This is a genomic window from Erysipelatoclostridium sp. An173 (genome assembly GCF_963931465.1).
In the GTDB taxonomy this organism is placed as follows: domain Bacteria; phylum Bacillota_I; class Bacilli_A; order Erysipelotrichales; family Coprobacillaceae; genus Thomasclavelia; species Thomasclavelia merdavium.
The window spans coordinates 2007406-2030271 of record NZ_OZ007017.1 but is presented as its reverse complement, the minus strand read 5'-3'; the positions used below and the strand labels follow the sequence as shown (position 1 = coordinate 2030271).

The following is a 22866-nucleotide window of genomic DNA, read 5'->3' as shown; positions in this document are numbered from 1 at the left end:
AAGGAGGGTAGAAAAATGATAAAAAAGGCATTGAAAATAACATTGTCATTGATCATGTCTTTAGGGTTAGCGTTAAGTTCTTTGCATGTAACTTATGCAAGTGAAAATGATTTTGCAGTCATTAAAACAAGACTAAAAGATTACTTTTTAACTCAAGATACGATTGATGATGGTGCTAAAGTAGAAACATGTTATGTTTCGAAAGCTGAAGATTATCTTAAATTGATCCAGGAAGATGGATCGTTTGATGATGTTGATTATGATGCAACGACAAGCGCTGCTAATGGAGTTGCCTGGTCACCATATTTAGCGTTAGATCGTCTTCAGGCTATTGCAATAGCTTACCATCAAGAAGGAAATTCTCTTTATCACGATGAAGAAGTTATTGATAAGTTGAATCAAGCGATTATATATTGGGGCCAAGAAGATCCCTCATCAACAAACTGGTGGGAAAATCAGATTGGGGTTCAATTAAGATTTTCTAGAATTGCTTTATTCATGGAAGATATCATCAGTGATGATGCTTTTGATATTTTACTGGAAAAACTTTTAGAAAAAACACCAGAAAAATATGGAACAGGTCAAAATAACTTATGGTTTGATCAAAATTACGTTTATTATGCAATTATCACTGAAAATGGAACTAAACATACCGATTCTAGCGGTTTTAAAAAGCTGGATTTAAAAGAATTGGTAGATGATTATTTAAGTTATTGTTTAGTTGTCCAGAGGGATGATAATACTGCTGAAGCTGTACAGGTTGACAATAGTTTCTATATGCATGGAAGACAGTTTTACTCTAATGGCTATGGAATGTCAATGTTTAGAGATATGAGTTTCTGGATTTATATGCTAAGAGAAACAGAATATGCTTTTAGTCAGGATGTTATTGATTTAATGGCTGATTATATGATTGATGGTACTAGCTGGACCATTAGAGGCGATATCATGGAACTTTATCTTGGTTATCGTCCATATGATTATGATGTTGGTTATGAAAATTATGCATCCGAATATATTGAACCATTAAAAAGAATGATTGCATCAGATCCTGAACATAGTAATGAATATCAAAACATTCTTGATAATATCCAAGGAAAAGATACATCAAATGGTAAAAATGGTAACTATTATATGTGGCGTTCTGGTTATGCTTCACATATGAGAGATGATTATGGTGTCAATATCAAAATGGACTCTGATCAAATTATTGGTGGTGAATGGCGTGGCAGCTGGAGTAGTTATGAAGAAGATGGCGGACAATTAATATACTGGACATCTTCGGCAGCATCTACTATTAGTGTTGATGGTGATGAATATACTAATGTTTATCCAACATATGACTGGTCACACTGTCCAGGAACAACAACTGCTGCAAGAATAGTTCAAGATTATTCTAATTCAGGACGTTTTACTAATGGAACAGAACATACTATTGGAGTTTCTAATGGTAATTATGGAGCTACTGCTTATGATATGGATAAAAAAGGAACTCAAGTGAAGAAGGGGTATTTCTTCTTTGATGATGAGTTTGTTGCTTTAGGTTCAGGTATTAGTTCTACTGAAAATGTAAATATCCATACAACTTTAAACCAATGTGAAGCAAATGATGTTAATGTTGGTGGCCAAACTGTAAGTGAAGGAACTAAAGAACAAGTTTACAATACTAATTGGTTATATAATGATAAAGTTGGTTATGTATTTTTAGATAATACTGACGTAGTTGTAAGTAACAGTACCCAAATGGATAATCCATCATTATGGGATGAAGAGAAAAAAGCTGAAACACCAGCTACATTTACAGCTTATTTAGATCATGGTTTAAAACCAAATGATGAAAGCTATGCTTATATTGTTTTACCAAATACTGATGCAAGCAGTGTAAGTGATTATGCTACAGATATTCCAATTACAGTTGTTGCCAACAATGAAGATGTTCAAGCAGTTAGACATGATGGTTTAAAACAAACTCAAATTAATTTCTATAAAGCTGGTACATTAGAATATAAACCAGGTTATACAATTTCTGTTGATTATCCTTGCAGTGTTATTATTGATGAAAGTGATGATACAAGAAAAATTTCATTAGCAGTTAATGATACTAGTGATAATCAAGTTGTACAAGTAACTTTAAATTATGATGGTCAAGAAACAAAAACAACTTTTGTTTCAGGAGCATTACCATATGCTGGTCAAACAATCACTTTAAATGAAACAGCTGATAATCGTTATCAAGCTTCATCTAGTGAAGAAAATCATGACATCACAATGGCTTTCGATGGTGATGAAAGTACATATTTTAAAACTGAAGATTTAGAAGATGAATGGATTAGCATGTTTACTAGCAGTAATCAGCATCTAGCTTCAATGGAAATTATTTGGGGTGAAAACTATGCTAGTGCATATGATGTTTTAGTTTCTAAAGATGGTAAAGAATATGAATTGTTGACATCGATAAGTAACGGTGATGGTGGCAGTGACATCGTTGAATTAGGCGGTGTTTATCCATACGTTAAAATCGTAATGAAAGAAGGTGTTGGTGATTGTTTTGAAATTAAAGAAATAACTTTCAAAACTAGTGATTCACTTGCCCTTAATAAAGAAGTAGAGGTAAGCAGTACTTCTACAAATGATCCGGGTAATGTTAAAGAAAATGCTGTGGATGGCAATACTGCTACAAGATGGAGTTCTTTAAGAAATGAAGATGATAACTGGATCATTGTTGATTTAGGCCAATATTCAAAAATTGATGCTTTGAGTATTCAATGGGAAGCAGCATGTTCTGATGATTATGAAATCCAGGTTTCTAACGATAAAAATAATTGGGTTTCTGTCGAAGAAGGTTTAGCTACAGAAGATGATTTATTAGATGAGTATAATTTTGATGAACCAGTTTATGGTCGTTATGTTAAAATCCATTCTCATAAATCAACGCAATTGAAGTATGGTATTAGTATTTATGAAATTTCTGTTTATGGAAGTTATGAAGAAGAAGATATAGCAGCCAATAAAAATGTTTTCTCTAGTACTATCAAAGATTTAAATTTACCAACAAATGCTGTTGATAATAAAGCTAATACATCTTGGATTTCTACTGGTGTAGATGATCAATGGATCTATGTTGAATTAAAAGGAACATATAAAATTTCTAATATGCATCTAGATTGGGGCAATGATTATGCTATTAATTATGAAATCCAAATCTCTGATGATGCTAAAACATGGCAAACGATCAAAACAATTACTGATGGTCAAGGCGGTCAAGAAGATGTTTTAGACTTAGGTGATCATGAGGCTAAATATGTTCGTTTAAAACTAAATGAATCAAGTGGATCAGCATATCAATTGGTACAATGGTCGATTTATGGTGATTTAGTTGAAGCGGAAAACTTACAAAATATTGCTTTAAATAAAACGGCCACAGCATCTTCTGTTTATAACAACGTTTATGAAGCAAGTAGAGCAATAGATGGAAGTTTTGAAAATAATGGTGGTAATGATCAATCAAGATGGGTTTCTAACCGTAATTCTGATGATGAATATATTCAAATTGATTTACAAGCAAGCTATGATTTAGCAGGTGTGAAACTTTATTGGGAAGGTAATGGTGCTAAACAATATCAGATCTTAGTATCTGATGATGGTAGTAAGTGGCAAGAAGTTCATTTAGAAGAAAATGGACAACCAGGAATTGATTATATTGAATTTGCAGATACAGTCACTGGTCGTTATGTTAAGATGCAAGGAATTGAATGTGCATCAAAATATGGTTATTCATTATGGGAATTTGAAGTATATGGCACATTACATGAAGAACCAATCGAACCAGAAGAAAATATTGCATTAAATAAAACTTCTTATGCCAGCAGTGAATTTACTGATCCTAATGATGGTAATAAAACATATGAGTCTTCATTAGTTATTTATTCTCCTTTATCTTGAAACCCCCAAAAAATGGTAATAAAACATATGAGTCTTCATTAGCTTTTGATGGTAAAGGTACAAATGAAACAGTTGATGGAAAACAATCACGTTGGGTATCTTTAAGAACTAAAGAAGACCCTAGTGCAACATCACAATGGATTTATGTGGATTTAAATGATGTCTATAACATTTCAAAAGTTGTATTAAACTGGGAAGGAAACGGAGCTAAAGAATATAAGGTTCAAGTTTCTAATGACGGTGAAGAATGGATCGATATCAGTCATGTAAGTGATGGTGATGGTGGTATTGATGAATTTAGTTATGAAGATGTTACAGCAAGATATGTAAGAATGCTAGGAATTGAACCTGGTAGTATCTATGGTTATTCATTATGGGAATTTGAGGTTTATGGTACTGCAGTATTAGAACCAGAAGATCCAAATACCAATCTTGCTTTAAATAAAGATTCAAAAGCTAGTTCACAATATACAGATAGTAAAGATGGTAATAAAACATATGAATCTTCATTAGCTTTTGATGGTAAAGGAACAAATGAAACAGTTGATGGAAAACAATCACGCTGGGTATCAAATAGAGAGTCTAATGATGAATGGATTTATGTGGATTTAAATGATGTCTATAACATTTCAAAAGTTGTACTAAACTGGGAAGGAAATGGAGCTAAAGAATATAAAATTCAAGTTTCTAATGACGGTGAAGAATGGATCGATATTAGTCATGTAAGTGATGGCGATGGCGGTATTGATGAATTTAGTTATGAAGATATTACAGTAAGATATGTAAGAATGCTAGGAATTGAAGTTGGTAGCAAATATGGCTACTCATTATGGGAATTTGAAGTTTATGGAACTAGTTTTAAATCAAATCTGTTAGAAGCTTATGAAAAATATAAAGATATTGATGTTTCATTATATACTCCTGGTAGTGTAGCTACATATCAAGAGGCATTAAATAATGTAATTGAAGTTTATAATGATGAAACTGCAGTATATCAAGATTATATAAATGCAATTGAACAGTTAGAAAACAGTGTTGCAAATCTAGTTGAAATAGCTGATAAAACTGATTTGAAAAATGCAATTGATACGGCTAATAGCAAGTTAGATCCTGATAAATATACATCTCAATCAATTACAGTGCTTAGCGAAGCTTTACAAAAAGCAACTGAAGTATTTAATGATGCTAATGCTACTAAACAACAAGTTGACGAAGCAATTAATCAATTAAATCAAGCTATCAATCAATTAGTTGAAAAAGCAGATAAACTAAATTTAACTACTTTATATAATAAAGCTTGTCAGCTAGATAAAGATAAATATACATCAGATTCTTATGCTAAAGTTGCTGAATTAATAAAGAAAGCAGAAGCGATTATTGATGATGATAACGTAACACAAGAACAAGTAAATGAAATTTACGAACAATTGCAACAAGCAATTGATCAGCTTGTAATTATTGACAGTGAGGATGACAATAGTGATAATGAATCAAATGATCCAGGAGTAACTCCATTACCAAATGATCCGGTTAATGATAATAGTAGTAACAATACTTCAAATAATACTCAAGCAGTAAAAACTGATGATGCAGTAGCTATTTTACCAATATTAATTGGTCTACTTATTTCAGGAGCTGGATATTGGATCTTTAAAAGAAGTGCGTTATTAAAAAAATAATTTAAAACTAAATATAAGATAAGCCAAATTATTTTGATAGTTTGGCTTATTTTTTTATCGATATTAAAAATATTAAGATACTAGAATAGAAACGATGATATTAAAATGATAACTATTTTTACATTTATAGAAAATCAGTTCATATACTTATAATGGTGGTAAGTGTGAAAAGAAAAAGAGTTGTGATTATTGTAATAACAATTGTCTTAATTGGACTAATGATGGTTTATAGTGCCTCTAATATTTGGGCTGGTTATAAATATAATGATTCTTTGTATTATATAAAAAGACAAATTATTTTTGCTGTTATTGGGATAATCTTAATGTTCGTTGTTTCCAAAATTGATTATCATATTTATCAAAAATATACTAATAAGTTTTTGATTGGAACCTTTTTGTTGATGATATTAGTATTGATTCCAGGAATTGGTTCTGTTCGTGGTGGTTCTAGATCGTGGTTTAATTTAGGAATTATTTCTTTGCAGCCTTCGGAATTGTTTAAGATTGCAATAATTATTTATGGTGCTAACTATATCAGTAATCATTATCATGAATTAAAGAAATTAAAGGCTAGTTTCAAATTATTGTTTATTTTATTTCTAGGATTTGGTTTAATTATGCTGCAGCCAGATTTTGGTAGCGGGGTAGTTATGGTTTGTTCAATTATTGTTATGTTGATTGTTAGCCCGTTTCCGTTTAAATATTTTGTGATGTTAGGAATTATTGGGGTAATTGGGATTATTATAATGATTATTTCGGCACCATATCGTTTACAAAGAATCGTGGCTTTTTTAAATCCTTTTGCTGATCCTTTAGGCAGCGGATTTCAAATAATTCAATCTTTATATGCAATTGCTCCTGGAGGTATTTTAGGAGTTGGGTATAATAATAGTATTCAAAAGCATTTTTATTTACCTGAGCCCCAAACTGATTTTATTTTTGCTATTTTTTTAGAAGAGTTTGGTTTAATTGGAGGAATTGTTTTAGTTGGTTTATATGGTTATTTGTTTATAACGGTATTTAACCAGGCTACACGAGTAAAAGATTTATTTGGTAGTTTTTTAATGATTGGTATTATTTCTATGATTGGGATTCAGACATTGATTAATCTAGGTGTTGTCGTAGGATTATTTCCGGTTACAGGTGTAACGTTGCCGTTAATGTCATATGGCGGGTCGTCGCTTACGATAACATTAATTGCGATGGGAATTGTTTTAAATATTTCAAAATCAACTTTTTAATGGTATACTACTACTAGAGGTGAGAAGATGAGAGTAATCGTTGGAGCTGGAGGAACAGGAGGTCATTTATATCCTGCTTTAGCTTTAGTTGAATATATAAAAGAAGTAGAACCAGATAGTCAGTTTTTATTTGTGGGGACAAAAGATCGTTTAGAATCTGAAGTAGTCCCTCAAATGGGATATGATTATATTGGGTTAAATGTAAGGGGATTAGTTGGTAATCCAATCAAGAAAGGTATTGCAGCATTGATTTTTGTAAAATCAATTTTTTCTGCTAAAAAAATAGTTAAAAACTTTAAACCAGATATTGTAATTGGTTTTGGTGGTTATCCTAGTGCCAGCATCGTTGAAGCAGCTGCAAGACTAGGTTATAAAACGATGATTCATGAACAAAATTCAATTATCGGTTTAACGAATAAGATCTTAGTAAAAAATGTTGATCGAATTGTATGTTGTTATGATAAAGCATATGAATCTTTTCCTAAAGAAAAGACATATAAATTAGGTAATCCACGAGCTAGTGTGATTGCTAAAATTGAACCAAAAGATATTTTCAAAAAATATGATTTAGATCCTAATAAACCATTAGTAACAATTGTTATGGGTTCTTTGGGTTCAAAATCAGTTAACGAAAAGATGATAGAATCACTAAAGGCTTTTGAAAATAAAGACTATCAAGTATTATATGTTACTGGAAAACCATATTATCAGCAAATGGAAGAACAGTTAGGTAAACTTAATGACAACATTAAACTGGTTCCATATATTGATGATATGCCTTCAGTGTTGAAAAATACAACTTTAGTTGTTTCTAGAGCTGGGGCATCAACATTAGCAGAAATTACTGCTGTTGGTATTCCTTCTATCTTGATTCCTAGCCCTTATGTTGTGGCTAATCATCAAGAATATAATGCTCGTGAGTTAGCGGATAATGATGCCGCAATGATGATTTTAGAAGCCAATTTAAATAGTAAAGATTTTGTAAATAAAGTAGATGAGATTATTAATAATCAGATTTTACAGGAAAGTATGAAGAAAAATGCCGTGGCATTAGGTAAGCCTAATGCTTGTCAGGATATTTATCAATTAATTAAAGAAATGTAGGAGATAGAAATGGAATTTTCTCAAATAAAAAAGGACTTAGAAGCTATGGATGTCGGGGCAATGATTGAAGATGAACCGATGTACAAACATACTACTTATAAAGTTGGGGGACCAGCGCGGATTTATTTAAAAGTAAAAGATACTGAAAGTTTGATAAAAACAATTGAATATTGCAATGAAAATCAAGTACAATATAAGGTAATCGGCCGTGGTTCGAACTTATTATTTTCTGATAAAGAATATGAAGGAATTATTATTTCTTTAAATGAATGTTTCACAAAGATAAGTGTTAATGGCTGTATTGTTAAAGCCCAATCTGGGGTGTTGATGATTAATTTAGCTTATCAGGCTGCTAAGATTGGTTTAAGCGGTTTTGAATTCATGGGTGGAATTCCTGGTGCAATTGGTGGGGGAATCTACATGAATGCCGGAGCTTATAAATATGATATAGCTAGTGTTGTTAAAAGTGTTACATTGTTGAATGAAAAACATCAAGTAGTAACATATACTAAAGAACAAATGGAATTTTCATATCGTCATTCAATTTGTCAAGATAATCGTCAATTAGTGGTTTTAGAAGCGGAGTTTGAATTAACTTCTAAAGATCCAAATGAAATTAAAGCGGTTTTAGATAAACGTAAAGAAAGAAGAATGGCAACACAGCCATGGAATATGCCTAGTGCTGGCAGTGTGTTTAGAAATCCTGAACAAAAAGCCGCATGGCAATATATCGATGAATGTGGTTTAAGAGGATATGAAATTGGAGGAGCTCAGGTTTCTCCAAAACATTCAAATTTTATTGTAAACAATGGTTATGCTAGTGCTAAAGATATTTATGATTTAATTATGCTAGTACAAGATAAAGTTTATGAAAAGTTTAATGTAAGATTAAAACGCGAAGTAGAATTAGTTAATTGGGAGTAGATTATGGCAAAACAAAAGCAGCGAATAATTTATAATAACTATGATCACGAACAAGTAAAAGCTTATTATCGAAAAAAACAAGAGAAAAAGAAGAAGAGAAAACGTCGAATTTTAGCTTTAGGCTTGATCGTTGTTTTAATCGTGGCTTTTTTTATTAGTGATTTTAGTAAGATTCAAACGATTACAGTTACTGGTAATGAAAAAGTAAGTACTGAAGAAATTATCGCTGCTTCTAAAATCAAGGTACATGAAGATTTTACTTTTTTTGCTGATTTAAGTGAGGCTAAAGAAGCAATTGAAGATACTTCATTAATTAAAAGTGCCACTGTTTCTAAAAATCTTTTTGGGGATGTAACAATAAAAGTTGTTGAAGCAGATCCAATAGGACAAGCAACGATCAACGGTGTTTTACATGTTATAAGTCAAACTGGACGAGTAATTAAAGATGAAACTGGTTCGTTGGTAAATTTTGTGCAAAGATGTCCGCAAATTAGTGGTTTCGATGAAGAACGCTTTGAAGAGTTTTCTAGTGAGTTTGCTAAACTACCAACTCAAGTAATAAATCAGATTTCTGATGTTCATTATGCACCAGAAAATTTAGTAGATACTCGTTGTGAATTTATTATGGATGATGGTAAGATTTTATATGTTTTATATGATGATATGGCTAGTCAGTTAGCTGATGATAATTACTCTTTGATCATGGAACGTTTCCCAAATCAAAAATATTATGATTTTTGTGGAAAATATGTTTATGCTTATAATTAATTTTTTGCTATGGGGCGCTTAAAGGAGTTTAAAAATTACTTGTTTTATGCTAATATTGTATATATACAAAGAAAAGGGGATACGTGATGAAAGATATTTACGCTGTTTTAGATATCGGAAGTGCAACGCTGAAGTTTTTAGTTGCCGAAATAAGTAGCATTAATGTAAATATCCTTTTTGTTAAGACCGTTGCTAGTCACGGTGTTAAAAAAGGAATCATTGAAGATGATCGTATCTTAGCCAAAGATATAAAAAAGTTAATTGAAGAAGCGGAACAATTCCTGGAAACAAAAATTACCAGTGTCGCTTTGACAATTCCAACTATAAAAGCAAAATTGTATCAAAGTGATAGTAGTATTAGCCTATCAGAAAATGGTTCAAAGATTACTAGTGATGATATTGTTAGGGTTTTAAAACTATCTTCTAAATTTAAACGTTCTAAAGATGAAGAAGTAGTTTCAATAATCCCAGTTCGCTATCATAGTGATAAAGGAGCAACAACAGAAGCTCCATTAGGTGAAGTGTCACGAAATTTAATCGTTGATTCACTAATTATTACAACTAGTAAAGAATTATTATATCCATATATTTCAGTAGTAGAAAAATGTGGTATTGAAGTACTCGATATTACAATTAATGCTTATGCTTGTGCAAATGAAGCCTTTGATGCAGTGTATTTGCAAGAAGGCGCTTTATTAATAGACATGGGTTATAAGACAACAACAGTGTCTTTTTATAAAAATGGTTATTTGCAATATTTAACAGTTGTTCAAGTAGGTGGTTATGACTTTACTAGAAAAGTAGCTCAAAATATGCAAATATCTATGAATCAGGCAGAAGCTTATAAAGTTAAATATGGTTCTTTAGATGTTACTAAAGGACAAAATGATATTATTCATACTACATATTCTAAAGATGGTAATCGTGATTATACTCAACAAGATCTTGCTGACTTGTTGAATGAAACAGCTTATGAAGTAATGAATAAAATTAAAGAAAAAATTTCTGTTATTGAAGATATTAATAAATATGAAGCTTTAATTGTTGGAGGCGGTGGCGAATTAGAAATGCTGGATGATATTGCCAGTAAGGTTTTAGATTGTTCGGTTCGTTTATATCGACCAGATACAATTGGGGCTAGAGATATGTCATTAGTAGGTGCCATTGGAATGGTATATTATTTAATGGAAAGAAAGAATATTATTGGTGCATATAAGCCATCGTTAGTGTTACCAGATATTTCTAACACTATGGCAATTCGCTTTAAAGGACTAACAAAATCAGCACCAAAAAACCAAGGAAAAAAAGTATCTAAACTATTAGATTCATTTTTTAGTGAAGATTAATATAAAAAGAGAGGAAATGTTGACATGAGTGAAGAATTAGGATTTGAACAAGTAGCACGAATTAAAGTAATTGGTATTGGTGGTGGCGGAAATAACGCTGTTAACCGCATGGTAGAAGAAGGCGTTGAAGGTGTTGAATTCTATGTCGCAAATACTGATTTACAAGTGTTACGACGTTCACCAGTTGAAAATAAAATTGAATTAGGTCGTGATTTAACTAAAGGATTAGGAGCAGGTGGTGATCCTGAAAAAGGGAAAAAAGCTGCTTTGGAATCTGAAAATGAAATTCGTCAAGTATTAGAAGGTGCTGACATGGTATTTATTGCTGCCGGTATGGGTGGTGGAACTGGAACTGGAGCAGCCCCAGTATTTGCTAAAATTGCTCGTGAATTAGGAGCTTTGACAGTAGGGGTTATTACTAAACCATTTACTTTTGAAGGAATGCGTCGTAAGAAACAAGCAATTGCCGGAATTGAAGAATTACGTGCTAATGTAGACTCTATTATTACGGTATCTAATGACCGTTTATTACAATTAATTGGTGGTCGTCCAATGCAGGAAGCTTTTAGAGAAGCTGATAATGTATTACGTCAAGGGGTTCAAACAATCACTGACTTAATTGCTATACCAGCATTTATTAACCTTGACTTTGCCGATGTTTCTGCGGTTATGAAAAATCGTGGTAATGCTTTAATTGGTATCGGTATGTCTTCAGGTGATGATAAAGCTAAAGAAGCTGCTAAGCGAGCTATTTCTTCACCATTATTAGAAGTATCTGTTGCTGGGGCTAAAGATGCTATTATTAACGTAACAGGTGGACCAAATATTTCTTTATTTGATGCCAATATCGCATTAGAAACTATTTCTCAAGAAGTGGGAAATGATATTAATACATATTTAGGAATTGCTATTAATGAAAACTTAGATGATGAAATCATCGTTACAATTATCGCTACTGGTTTTGAAGACGATAATGTTGATGAATTTGATCCTCGTAGCAATGTATTAAAAAAACGTAGTGATGAAGATGTAGTGCCTTTATCTGCTCGTTTTAACGAAGATGAAGAAGATGATGATGAAGATGGAGATTTTCCACCTGCATTTATAAAAAATAGAAGAATCTAATAAGCTAACAAACGTTAGCTTATTTTTTAAATAGGAGGAAATGTGATGAAAAAAATAGGATTTATTGGAATGGGAAATATGGCTAGTGCAATAGCTGGAGGAATTATCAAAAGCGGTTTTATAAGTGGTGACTTGGTTTATGCTTTTGATATCGATAATTCTAAATTAGATGCTGTTAATAAAACTTATGGTATTTATGGTTGTACTAGTGAACAGGAATTAGTTAATCAGGTAGACATTGTCATTATGGCTGTTAAACCAAATATTGTTGAAAGTGTTATTAATAAAATCAAAGAAAATTTGCATAATAAAGCTATGATTTCAATTGTTGCTGGATATAATAATGATCGCTATAATGAATTATTATTGCCATCTTCAAGACACTTAACAGTAATGCCTAATACACCAGCATTAGTTTTAAAAGGAATGACATTATTAGAAAAAGAAAATTCATTGAGTGATGAAGAATTTACTTTTGCTAAAGAAATGTTTTCAAGTATTGGTCAAATTGCCATATTACCATCATATCAAATGCAAGCTGGTGGCAGCATTAGTGGTTGTGGTCCGGCTTTTGTCTATATGTTTATTGAAGCGATGGCTGATGGTGGTGTTAGTTTAGGACTGCCAAGAGATGTGGCTTATCAATTAGCTAGTCAAACATTAATCGGTTCTGGAACGATGCAACAGGAAACAAATTTACACCCGGGTGTTTTAAAAGATCAAGTTTGTTCACCTGGTGGTATTACGATCAAAGGGGTTGAAACTTTAGAAGAAAATGGTTTTCGAAATGCAGTAATCAAAGCTATTAAAATATCTAAATAACGGAGTATTGCTCCGTTTTTTTTGTTATTATATGTTTTTTATATTCACCTTTCTTGACATATTTTTGCTTGTTTGTTTGCTATGATAGTTAGGGGTGAAAATATGGAGGTATATATCGAACTGACTTATTTAGTGAATTTCATGTTGATTTTATTAGCGGTAGAAATGATGGCTATTTTACTAAATAAAGAATTATCTTATCGAATTGTTTTGAAGCATAGTTTTTATTTAAGCAGTGTTATTTTTTTATTGTATTTTGATTATTATGGCTGGTTGATTTTATTTATCTGGGCCATAATATTTGTATTTTTATACCACAAACAGGTTTTTTTGTATTATCCAGTTTTTATTTTTGTTTATTTTTCATTAGTTTATTTTTGCAGTTCAATTATCAAAGATGCTTTTATTTATAATGGTATTTTGATAACACCGATTGATGCTGGAGCGATTGGTTTATTGATCGTTGCTATGTTTACTGTTTTAATGCAAATATTGTTTATTATCTATTTAAAAAGAAAAGTACGGATCAATGAGTATTTGTATGATTTAGAAATTATGTATCAAAATCATAAGTATTTGATTAAAGGTTTTTTAGATAGTGGTAATGAAGTATATTATCAGGGATTTCCTTTGATTTTGATTAATCAAGAGATAATTGGGGAATATCAGGCAATTGATGTTATTAATTTAGATGATTTAAGAAATGATGAAATTGAAGTTATTAAATTAGATTATTTGCTGGTTAATCATCAAAAGTTACAAGATATTTATGCTGGGATGATTGCTAATATTCAATATGATTGTCTTTTAAATAAAGTGCTAATGGGGGGAATATTATAATGATTAAATTTATTTTAAAATTAATCAATAAAACAAAATATCTTTATTATGTTGGCCGTCACGATATATTACCACCACCATTAAAAGGGAGAGAAGAAAAAGAAGCTTTGGAAAGATTAATGAAAGGTGATAGCAAAGCTCGTGATTTATTGATTGAACATAATTTACGACTAGTTGTTTATGTAGCTAAAAGATATGATACTAGTCAAAATGGTGGTATTGAGGATTTAATTAGTATTGGAACAATAGGTTTAGTTAAAGCAATCAACACATTTAAACCTGATAAAAATATAAAATTAGCGACTTATGCATCGAGGTGTATTGAAAATGAAATTTTAATGTTTTTAAGAAAGAATAATAAACTGCGTCATGAAATTTCATTAGATGAGCCTTTAAATATTGACTATGATGGTAATGAATTATTATTATCTGATATCATTGGTACTGATGAAGATTTAGTAAAAAATGAATTGGAACAAAATGATCAAAAAGCAATGTTTTATGAAGCGTTTAAGGATTTATCAAAGCGTGAAAAAGAGATTTTAATGTTTAGATATGGTTTAATGAATTATGATGAATTAACACAAAAAGATGTTGCTAAAATGATGGGCATATCACAGTCATATATTTCTAGATTAGAGAAAAAAATTATAAAAAAATTAAGAAATAAATTAAATTATAATGAGATAAAATAAGTATAATTTTGTCATATTTGCTAAAAATAAGTTTGAAAGAAGGCAAATATGAGTAATTTTCAAATTATTTTAAATGGTTATCATGAACCAGAAAGAAAACTTTCAACTAAAGAAACTTATCGTTTGATAGATAAATATCAAGCGACTAAAGATCCTAAAATTAAAGAACAACTAGTAAATGACAATATGAAATTAGTATTATCAATGACTAAACGTTTCTATGGACGGGTTGATAATGGAGAGGATTTATTTCAAGTAGGTATCGTAGGATTAATAAAAGCGATTGAAAACTTTAATACCAGTTATCAGCTGCAGTTTTCAACTTATGCTGTTCCATTGATCGTTGGTGAGATGAAACGATATTTACGCGATAACCATCAAATTAAGATTTCTCGTTCTATTAGAGATATAGCTTATAAAGTATTGAAAATCAAAGATAAATACTTAGCTAAATTACAACGAGAACCAACAATTAATGAACTAGCCAAGGAATTATCAATTAAACCTAATGAAGTTGTTGAAGCTTTGTTATCTACTAATACTATTTCTTCTTTACAAGAAGAGGTAAAAAATGATGATGGTAATAATTTAAAAGTGATTGATTCTTTAAAAGATGAAAAAACAGATGTATCAAGAACTAAACAAAATATTGATTTATATGATGCAATAGATCATTTAAGTCCTAAAGAAAATAAGATTATTAAACAGCGCTATTTTGAGGGGTTATCACAAAGTGAAATTGCTAAGGAATTATTTATTTCTCAAGCACAGGTATCTCGAATCGAAAAAAAGGCGCTTAATAATCTACATAATTACCTTAAATAATGCATATATTTTAATGGTGATTTAATGAGATTTGTCAAACTACAGTCAAAGGATGTTGTAAATGTTGTAAATGGTTGTAAAATTGGGTTTATTAGTGATATTGAAATTGATTGGTGTACTAGAACAATTCAAGCAATCGTTGTTGAAAAAAGCAGCTTTTTAAAATTGCTTTGCTTTTTTAAAGAAGCTCCTTGTATTGTTATTCCCATTGAATGTGTAGTTAGTATTGGTGGCGATGTTATTTTAGTTACAATAGACCAGTAAAAAATGCTCCTTTTGTTTTTAACTTGATTTAATAATCCTTTAATGATATGAAATATTATGTTATAATGGACTAGAAATAAGTTAAGGAGGTTTATACTTCATGGGATACGGACAAAAAGTAAAGAAATGGTTTTTTGACGAAGACGGTGACGAAGTTGAAGAATATGAAGATGTAGAAATTGATACAGAACCAAAAACAAGTTTGTTTGAACAAGCTAAGTTTTCAAAAACTAGTGATGCAATTAAAGCTTTGAATGCTAATAAAGATAGTCAATTAATCTTATTTGAGCCTCGAGCTTTTGCAGAAACTCAAGATATTGCTAATTATTTAAAATTAAGAAAAGCAGCTGTAGTTAATTTACATCGCTTGCAAAAAGAGCAGTCTAAACGAGTTGTCGATTTCTTAAGTGGAGTCATCTATGCAATTGAAGGTGATATCCAAAGAATTGGACCTAGAATTTTCTTATGTACTCCTAAAAATATTGGGGTTTCTGGAACAATTGATTTAGATGATGAAGAAGCCGATGAGTAATAAGTATTAGCCTAGCTAATACTTTTTCGTTGTGTTAGAACATTTTAAAGGTGAAGAAGTCTTTGTTAAAAAAGTTTTGGAATATAGAGATCAAGCTTTATATAAACAAAGACTTATCTTAACTAAATTTTTAAACCCATATCATCAATCAATTGTTTATTCAATAATTGGCAATAATGAAGATTTAATTGTCAAAGAAGCTGGCGGTATGGATAATAGTGAAATGAAAAGAATGATTATTGCCCCAGCCTTTTATGAAATTGAAGATCAAGATTTTGAAATTGCTTTAGTAAAGATAAAATATGCCCAATCATTTGGTAAATTAACGCATCGTGATATTTTAGGGGCATTGATGTCATTAGGGGTTAAAAGAGAACTATTTGGTGACATTTATGAATATCAAGATGATTTTTATGTAGCGATGGATCAAAAAATATATGAATATGTTAAAGATAATTTGACCAAAATAAAACGTAGTAAAGTTAAAACTAGTTTAAGTGATGAAAAAATTATCATTGAACATCAATATGTAATGAAAACATTTATTGTCTCTTCATTACGTTTAGATAAAGTAGTTGCTACAATATATGGTCTACCTAGAAGTAAGGCAGTTAGCTATATTCGCTCAGGTTTTGTAAAAGTTAATCATAAAGAAGTTGAAGAAATAAATTATTTGTGTAATAATAGTGATATAATATCGTTAAGACGGCATGGAAGGGTTAAATTTGTCGATACTAAGCGACTTACAAAACAGAATAATCATGTTGTTGAGGGGTATTTTTATAAGTAGGGAGTTGATACGATGAGTGATTTTAAAAAGCAATTAATGGGTTATAATGTTCATGAAGTTGACTATAAGATTGATGATTATCTTAAACAAATAGAAAACTTAAAAAGACAAGTTGCTAGTTTAACTGAAGAATTAGATCGTGTTAAAGAACAAAACTCATTGTTACAACATCGTGTCAATATAACTGAAAAGACTAATGAGGAAATTGCTCGTTTGGCTTTAAAAGAAGCTAGTGAATTAATTGATAAGGCTAAACGAAATGCAAATATGATTTTAAAGGAATCATTAGATTATGTTCGAAATCTATCAAGTGAAATGAGCGATTTCAAAGATCAGGCAATTAGATTTAGAGCTTCAGTGCAAAAAATGTCTCAGGATATTTTGGATTCAATAGATAATTCTGAAGTTTTTAATTTAATTAACGAAGATGAAGAAAATGATAAATACGATGAAAGAGACAGTTTATAGTAAGATGTTTCTAGAGAGCTGATGGCTGGTGGAAATCAGTAACTATTATTATAATGGATCACTCTGGAGTAGCGCCTTGAAATTAGTAGGGGTCGCCGTTGATTGCGTTAAAATCTCAAGTGCGTGTTTAAGTTTGATAACACGAATTAAGGTGGTACCGCGATTTATTCGTCCTTTTGTATAAAAGGACTTTTTTTATTAGTTTAATTTGGAGGAAAGAAAGAGATGAATTACAAAGACACTTTATTGATGCCAAAAACTGATTTTGAAATGCGAGGGAATCTTCCTAAAAAAGAACCTAAGTATGTAGAACGTTGGCAAGAAGCAAACATGTATGAAAAAGTACTTGAACAAAACAAAGGAAATGAAGAATTTGTTTTCCATGATGGTCCACCATATGCCAATGGTAATATGCATATGGGACATATGTTGAACAAAGTTATTAAAGACGTAATTGTTCGTTATAAAAATATGAATGGAATTTATACACCATATATTCCAGGCTGGGATACTCATGGTTTACCAATTGAAAATGCTATTCAAAAATTAGGGGTAAATCGTAAAGAAATGTCAACTGCTGATTTTAGAGAAAAATGTAAAGAATATGCTTATCAGCAAGTTGATAAACAAAAAGAGCAATTAATTAGAATGGGGACATTTGCAGATTATAAACATCCATATTTAACATTAATGCCTGAATTTGAAGCAAATCAAATCGATGTTTTTGCTAAAATGGCTATGGATGGATTAATCTTTAAAGGTTTAAAACCAGTATACTGGTCACCATCTAGTGAATCAGCATTAGCTGAAGCTGAAATCGAATACCATGATATTAAAAGTCCAACTATTTATGTAAAATTCCAAGTTAAAGATGGTAAAGGAATTTTAGATAATGATACTTATTTTGTAATCTGGACAACTACACCATGGACAATTCCTGCCAACTTAGCAATCTGTTTAAATGAAAATTTCAATTATGCAGTTGTTGATACACCTAAAGGTAAATTAATTGTTTTAGATGAATTAGTTGATTCATTAATGGAAAAATTTGAAATTACTGAATATAAAGTAATCAAACACTATAAAGGTAGTGAATTAGAAATGATTACTTGTCAACATCCTTTATATGATCGTGAATCATTAATTATTTTAGGTGACCACGTTACAACTGATGCCGGTACTGGATGCGTTCATACAGCGCCAGGTTTTGGGGCTGACGACTTTTATGTAGGTCAAAAATATGGTCTACCAGCTTATTGTAATGTTGATGAACATGGCTGCATGATGGAAGAATGCGGTGAATGGTTAGCAGGACAATATGTTGATGATGCTAATAAAACAGTAACTTTAAAATTAGATGAACTAGGTGTTTTATTAAAACTTGAATTTATTAAACATAGTTATCCTCATGACTGGAGAACTAAAAAACCAATTATCTTTAGAGCAACTGATCAATGGTTCTGTTCATTAGATAAAATTAGAGATAAATTATTAAATGAAATTGATAAAGTTAACTGGTTGAATGAATGGGGTCATATTCGTATTTATAATATGATCAAAGAACGTGGTGACTGGTGTATTTCTCGTCAAAGATCTTGGGGTGTACCAATTCCAATTATCTATTGTGAAGATGGTACGCCAATCATGGAAGAAAAAGTGTTTAAACATATTTCTGATTTATTTAGAAAATATGGTTCAAATGTCTGGTTTGAACGTGATGAAAAAGATTTATTACCTGCAGGATATACAAATGAACATTCACCAAATGGTATTTTCAAAAAAGAAAAAGATATCATGGATGTTTGGTTTGATTCAGGATCAAGTCATACTGGATGTATGATTGAACGTGGTTATCGTTATCCAGTTGATTTATACTTTGAAGGAAGCGACCAATATCGTGGCTGGTTTAACTCTTCATTAATTGTTGGTACGGCTGCTCATGGTCAAGCACCATATAAAACAGTTTTATCTCATGGATTTGTTTTAGATGGTAAAGGAAACAAGATGTCTAAATCATTAGGTAATACTGTTGATCCAATTAAATTAGTTAATCAATTTGGTGCTGATATCGTTAGACTTTGGGCAACTTCTGTTGCTTATCAACAAGATGTTAGAATTAGTAATGATATTATGAAACAAATTTCTGAAAACTATCGTAAAATTAGAAATACAATGCGTTTCGTTCTTGGAAATTTAAATGATTTTAAAGAAAATGATTTAGTAGCTATTAAAGATTTAGCACCAGTAGATCGCTATATGTTAGCAGAGTTAAATGATTTAATTGATGGTTATAATAATGCTTATGAAAACTTTGATTTTGCAGAAGCAAACCAATTGATCTTAAATTATTTCACTAACTTATTAAGTTCATTCTATATGGACTTTACTAAAGATATTCTTTATATCGAAAAAGCTGATAGTTTAAGAAGACGTCAAGTTCAAACGGTATTATATTATCACGCTAAAATCATGATGAAATTAATTTCACCAGTATTAGTATTTACTGCTGAAGAATTACATGATCATTTCCATTGTGATGAAAATAAAGCAGAATCAGTATTCTTAGAACCAGCTTATCAAAAAATTGAATTAGAAGATAGCGAAAGCTTAAAAGAATACTTTAAACGTTTCTTAGATTTACGTAAAGATGTTTTAAAAGCATTAGAACAATTACGTAATGATAAAGTAATTAAATCTAATATGGAAGCTAAAGTAACTATTTCTTTAAAAGATGATTATAAAGATATGGAAAAATTAGTTGATGATTTAAAACAATTATTTATTGTTGCTAAAGTTAATTTAGTAGAAGATACTACTTTAGAAGAATTTGATAGTGCTTATATTAAAGCAGAAAAATTCAATGGACATCAATGTCCACGTTGCTGGAATTACTTTGATGAAGATGAAATGGAAGGCGAATTATGCCATCGTTGTCATGATGTAATTAATGGTTAATTAGATAAAATACCCCAAGCTGTATATTACAACTTGGGGTTTAGTGCGTTTTAAGAATATTTTTTGCAATTTATTGGCTTGATTTAATAAAATAATATTGTTGAAAAGAGTCGAAAGTGCTAAAATAAACTAGCAAATAACCTTAATAATTAAATCGAGGGAATTATAGATTGGGAAAATAATTTTATATGGGAGGAAAATTAATGGTTAAAAAATTATTAGTTGCCATTATTATGGTAATAAGTATTTTTACTAGTAATATACCAGTAAAAGCTTTAGAGAATAGTGAACCAATCACAACTTTATCATGCCAATATGCTGTGACAATCGATGCTAAATCAGGGCTGGTATTATACAATAAAAACATGGATGAAAGAATGTATCCGGCTAGTATGACTAAAGTCATGACTGTAATTGTGGCATTAGAGATGATGAAAGATACATCAACAACGACAGTTATTACTCAAAGTGATATTGATACAGTTTGGGAAACCGGGGCATCTTCAGCTAATTTTGAAGTTGGTGAAGTAGTTACATATGAAGATCTTTTATATGGAGCAATATTACCAAGTGGTGCTGATGCTACTAGAGCATTAGCTAATAATTTATGTGGTTCTCAAGAAGCTTTCGTTGCTAAAATGAATGAATTAGCTGGTGAGTTAGGATTAAAAGATACTCATTTTGTAAATACTACAGGTATTCATGATGATAATCATTATACTACTGCTCATGATATGGCTTTAATTGTTAAACATGCGATTGAAAATGATAAGTTTAGAGAAATATATGGTCAACGTTATCATACTTCATCTAATGGATTACATCAGTGGGTTAATAAATCGATTTATAATGCGCGTCGAGCTGGAATAGATACTACTAATATTTTAGGATGTAAAAGTGGTTATACTAATCAAGCTAAAAACTGTTTATCAAGTCTAGATACTGTTAACGGTAATGAAATTATCACTATTGTAGCACATAGTACTAATGAAGTTAGAACAAGTGCAGCGGTTTGTGATACTTTAGATATTATGAACTATGTAGGACAGCGTTATTCTTTGCAAAATATCTTAACAAAGGGTAATGAAGTTGACACTTTAAAAGTAGATTTAGCTAAAGATAATAAATCAGTAGTAATTACTAATCAAAATGATGCAACAGCTTTTTTACCAAATAATTTTAATTTAGAAGAGCTGGATTATCGATATTCATTTGATAAATTAAAAGCCCCATTAAAAAAAGGAACCAAAGTTGGAAATCTAGAAGTATATTATGGTGATTATTTATTATATGAAGAAGATTATTTGACAACTGAAGCTATTGAAAAAGATACTGTCAAAGAAGTTACTAATAATGTTATTGATTTTATTTTCCCATATGGAATTGCTATTGTTTTAGTTGTTATATATATTTTAATTTTAAGATTTAAACCAAAACGTAGAAGAGTCTAAAGACTCTTTTTTTGTCAAATTTAAATGACACACTTTTAAGAACAGCTAGGTATTTTGAATGAAATTTAATATAATGTAGTTTACAAAATTAATAAATATGGGAGATATTAAAAATTAATAATTTTTAGGGGAGAGGTAGTTGTTATGCAGGTTGTCATTTTAAATAATGATAAAAAATTTCTTGATCAAATCAGAAATGAAATATATCAAATAGATCCGTTGATTGAAGTAGTTGTTTATAATGATGCTACAAAGTTTTTAGAGGACTTTGAGTTGTTTTTAGATTATAGTATTTTTATTGTTGATATTCTTTTTTATAATGAAAATGGAATAGAGCTTGCTAAAAAGATCAATAATCAAATAAATGGTGCGCAAATTATTTTTGTTAGTAATTATGTTAATGTTATTAGCGAAATTTATGAAACTAAACACTGTTATTTTATCTATAAACCAAGTCTAGAAAAGTACTTATTTAAAGCATTAAAAAGAGCTATTAACAATATTAGAGAAAGTAAAAATAATATCTTGATAAACTGCCGTGGTAAAAAAATAGTTATTTCGTTATCAGAAATTATTTATTTTGAAAGAGATCTAAGAAGAACTATTATTCATTTAAATAATACTCAATATTATACTTATGATAAATTTCAATCTTTTTTAGATTTAGTACCAGATAATTTTTTTGAATGTCATCGTAGTTTTATTGTTAATTTTAATGAAGTAAGGGAACATCAAAGAAATCGTTTTATTTTAAAAAATAACGTAGTAATTCCTATTAGTCGTAGTCACGAAAAACAGGCAAAAGATGCTTTTGAAAACTATTTAATGTATAGCCAATAAAAAAATGAGCAAAATGCTCATTTTTTTTGACTGTTTTTATCTACGATTCGATCTAAACCATAACCAATAACTCTGCCAATTAAAGCAGTAATCAAAAATATTAATGCCATCCAGGAACTTACAGAACCAAAGAAATACTGAAATGCAAAATAGATAATTCCAATAGCTAAACCTAATGATGTTCCTAAGTTCATGAAAATAGTACTTTTTTCTTCCATTATTTCACTCCTCAATAAAGAAATTATACCACAACTT

General features: G+C 30.3%; 20 protein-coding genes and 1 other annotated feature. Of the genes, 19 read left to right on the top strand and 1 reads right to left on the bottom strand.

The features are described 5' to 3' along the window. Positions 1-15: 15 nt before the first annotated feature. The 19 genes from ABGT36_RS10150 to ABGT36_RS10060 all read left to right on the top strand — a co-directional run bounded on the left by ABGT36_RS10150 (position 16) and on the right by ABGT36_RS10060 (position 22611). Positions 16-3942 (top strand): discoidin domain-containing protein, encoded by a 3927-nt coding sequence (locus ABGT36_RS10150; protein ID WP_346677824.1) that lies wholly within the window; start codon positions 16-18, stop codon positions 3940-3942. Then, positions 3939-5621 carry a discoidin domain-containing protein gene (locus tag ABGT36_RS10145; protein WP_346677822.1) on the top strand — a complete coding sequence of 561 codons (1683 nt, stop codon included), beginning with the start codon at positions 3939-3941 and terminating at the stop codon, positions 5619-5621. Before ABGT36_RS10150 ends, ABGT36_RS10145 begins: the two co-directional genes overlap by 4 nt. Positions 5622-5785: 164 nt before the next feature. Next, positions 5786-6862 (top strand): putative lipid II flippase FtsW, encoded by a 1077-nt coding sequence (gene ftsW, locus ABGT36_RS10140; RefSeq protein ID WP_346677820.1) that lies wholly within the window; start codon positions 5786-5788, stop codon positions 6860-6862. 27 nt (positions 6863-6889) lie between these two features. After that, positions 6890-7966, top strand: coding sequence for an undecaprenyldiphospho-muramoylpentapeptide beta-N-acetylglucosaminyltransferase (gene murG / locus ABGT36_RS10135; protein ID WP_346677818.1), 1077 nt, complete (start codon positions 6890-6892; stop codon positions 7964-7966). Between the two features lie 9 nt (positions 7967-7975). Next, positions 7976-8890, top strand: coding sequence for a UDP-N-acetylmuramate dehydrogenase (murB, locus tag ABGT36_RS10130; protein WP_087299441.1), 915 nt, complete (start codon positions 7976-7978; stop codon positions 8888-8890). Between the two features lie 3 nt (positions 8891-8893). Next, positions 8894-9658, top strand: a complete 765-nt coding sequence (locus ABGT36_RS10125; RefSeq protein WP_346677816.1) for an FtsQ-type POTRA domain-containing protein — start codon at positions 8894-8896, stop codon at positions 9656-9658. An 86-nt stretch (positions 9659-9744) separates the two neighbouring features. Further along, on the top strand, positions 9745-11004 hold the full coding sequence (gene ftsA, locus ABGT36_RS10120; RefSeq protein WP_296883187.1) for a cell division protein FtsA: 1260 nt from the start codon (positions 9745-9747) through the stop codon (positions 11002-11004). Positions 11005-11028: 24 nt separating this feature from the next. Next, positions 11029-12129, top strand: coding sequence for a cell division protein FtsZ (gene ftsZ / locus ABGT36_RS10115; RefSeq protein ID WP_087299446.1), 1101 nt, complete (start codon positions 11029-11031; stop codon positions 12127-12129). A gap of 45 nt (positions 12130-12174) precedes the next feature. Next, positions 12175-12951, top strand: coding sequence for a pyrroline-5-carboxylate reductase (gene proC / locus ABGT36_RS10110; RefSeq protein WP_346677813.1), 777 nt, complete (start codon positions 12175-12177; stop codon positions 12949-12951). A 102-nt stretch (positions 12952-13053) separates the two neighbouring features. Continuing rightward, on the top strand, positions 13054-13791 hold the full coding sequence (locus ABGT36_RS10105) for a sigma-E processing peptidase SpoIIGA (protein ID WP_300081703.1): 738 nt from the start codon (positions 13054-13056) through the stop codon (positions 13789-13791). Continuing rightward, positions 13791-14486 carry an RNA polymerase sporulation sigma factor SigE gene (sigE, locus tag ABGT36_RS10100; protein ID WP_087299452.1) on the top strand — a complete coding sequence of 232 codons (696 nt, stop codon included), beginning with the start codon at positions 13791-13793 and terminating at the stop codon, positions 14484-14486. Before ABGT36_RS10105 ends, sigE begins: the two co-directional genes overlap by 1 nt. A 48-nt stretch (positions 14487-14534) precedes the next feature. After that, positions 14535-15311 carry a SigB/SigF/SigG family RNA polymerase sigma factor gene (locus tag ABGT36_RS10095; RefSeq protein ID WP_296883180.1) on the top strand — a complete coding sequence of 259 codons (777 nt, stop codon included), beginning with the start codon at positions 14535-14537 and terminating at the stop codon, positions 15309-15311. A gap of 24 nt (positions 15312-15335) precedes the next feature. After that, a complete protein-coding gene (locus tag ABGT36_RS10090) occupies positions 15336-15575 on the top strand; it encodes a YlmC/YmxH family sporulation protein (RefSeq protein WP_087299456.1) in 240 nt (79 codons plus the stop codon). Positions 15576-15675: 100 nt separating this feature from the next. Next, positions 15676-16107 (top strand): cell division protein SepF, encoded by a 432-nt coding sequence (gene sepF, locus ABGT36_RS10085; RefSeq protein ID WP_087299458.1) that lies wholly within the window; start codon positions 15676-15678, stop codon positions 16105-16107. A 31-nt stretch (positions 16108-16138) separates the two neighbouring features. Then, a complete protein-coding gene (locus ABGT36_RS10080; protein ID WP_296883177.1) occupies positions 16139-16897 on the top strand; it encodes an RNA-binding protein in 759 nt (252 codons plus the stop codon). Between the two features lie 12 nt (positions 16898-16909). After that, positions 16910-17365, top strand: a complete 456-nt coding sequence (locus tag ABGT36_RS10075) for a DivIVA domain-containing protein (RefSeq protein WP_087370878.1) — start codon at positions 16910-16912, stop codon at positions 17363-17365. Beyond that, positions 17337-17544: a binding site (T-box leader), on the top strand. (Overlaps the previous gene by 29 nt.) 46 nt (positions 17545-17590) lie before the next feature. After that, positions 17591-20320 carry an isoleucine--tRNA ligase gene (ileS, locus tag ABGT36_RS10070; RefSeq protein WP_346677810.1) on the top strand — a complete coding sequence of 910 codons (2730 nt, stop codon included), beginning with the start codon at positions 17591-17593 and terminating at the stop codon, positions 20318-20320. Between the two features lie 203 nt (positions 20321-20523). Beyond that, the gene (locus ABGT36_RS10065; protein WP_346677809.1) at positions 20524-21771 is read left to right on the top strand and encodes a D-alanyl-D-alanine carboxypeptidase family protein; all 1248 of its coding nucleotides are present in this window, start codon (positions 20524-20526) and stop codon (positions 21769-21771) included. 144 nt (positions 21772-21915) lie between these two features. Further along, positions 21916-22611 carry a LytTR family DNA-binding domain-containing protein gene (locus ABGT36_RS10060; protein WP_087370884.1) on the top strand — a complete coding sequence of 232 codons (696 nt, stop codon included), beginning with the start codon at positions 21916-21918 and terminating at the stop codon, positions 22609-22611. A gap of 17 nt (positions 22612-22628) precedes the next feature. Here ABGT36_RS10060 and ABGT36_RS10055 read toward each other — a convergent pair whose 3' ends face one another. Next, positions 22629-22829, bottom strand: a complete 201-nt coding sequence (locus ABGT36_RS10055) for a hypothetical protein (protein WP_087299470.1) — start codon at positions 22827-22829, stop codon at positions 22629-22631. Positions 22830-22866: the final 37 nt, after the last annotated feature.

Coding starts and splice junctions, on each gene's coding strand:
- ABGT36_RS10075 (WP_087370878.1), top strand. CDS start 16,910: ATGAGTGATTTTAAAAAGCAATTAATGGGTTATAATGTTCATGAAGTT.
- ABGT36_RS10125 (WP_346677816.1), top strand. CDS start 8,894: ATGGCAAAACAAAAGCAGCGAATAATTTATAATAACTATGATCACGAA.
- ABGT36_RS10150 (WP_346677824.1), top strand. CDS start 16: ATGATAAAAAAGGCATTGAAAATAACATTGTCATTGATCATGTCTTTA.
- ABGT36_RS10095 (WP_296883180.1), top strand. CDS start 14,535: ATGAGTAATTTTCAAATTATTTTAAATGGTTATCATGAACCAGAAAGA.
- ftsA (WP_296883187.1), top strand. CDS start 9,745: ATGAAAGATATTTACGCTGTTTTAGATATCGGAAGTGCAACGCTGAAG.
- ABGT36_RS10065 (WP_346677809.1), top strand. CDS start 20,524: ATGGTTAAAAAATTATTAGTTGCCATTATTATGGTAATAAGTATTTTT.
- sepF (WP_087299458.1), top strand. CDS start 15,676: ATGGGATACGGACAAAAAGTAAAGAAATGGTTTTTTGACGAAGACGGT.
- proC (WP_346677813.1), top strand. CDS start 12,175: ATGAAAAAAATAGGATTTATTGGAATGGGAAATATGGCTAGTGCAATA.
- ABGT36_RS10060 (WP_087370884.1), top strand. CDS start 21,916: ATGCAGGTTGTCATTTTAAATAATGATAAAAAATTTCTTGATCAAATC.
- murG (WP_346677818.1), top strand. CDS start 6,890: ATGAGAGTAATCGTTGGAGCTGGAGGAACAGGAGGTCATTTATATCCT.
- ABGT36_RS10105 (WP_300081703.1), top strand. CDS start 13,054: ATGGAGGTATATATCGAACTGACTTATTTAGTGAATTTCATGTTGATT.
- murB (WP_087299441.1), top strand. CDS start 7,976: ATGGAATTTTCTCAAATAAAAAAGGACTTAGAAGCTATGGATGTCGGG.
- ABGT36_RS10090 (WP_087299456.1), top strand. CDS start 15,336: ATGAGATTTGTCAAACTACAGTCAAAGGATGTTGTAAATGTTGTAAAT.
- ftsZ (WP_087299446.1), top strand. CDS start 11,029: ATGAGTGAAGAATTAGGATTTGAACAAGTAGCACGAATTAAAGTAATT.
- ABGT36_RS10055 (WP_087299470.1), bottom strand. CDS start 22,829: ATGGAAGAAAAAAGTACTATTTTCATGAACTTAGGAACATCATTAGGT.
- sigE (WP_087299452.1), top strand. CDS start 13,791: ATGATTAAATTTATTTTAAAATTAATCAATAAAACAAAATATCTTTAT.
- ileS (WP_346677810.1), top strand. CDS start 17,591: ATGAATTACAAAGACACTTTATTGATGCCAAAAACTGATTTTGAAATG.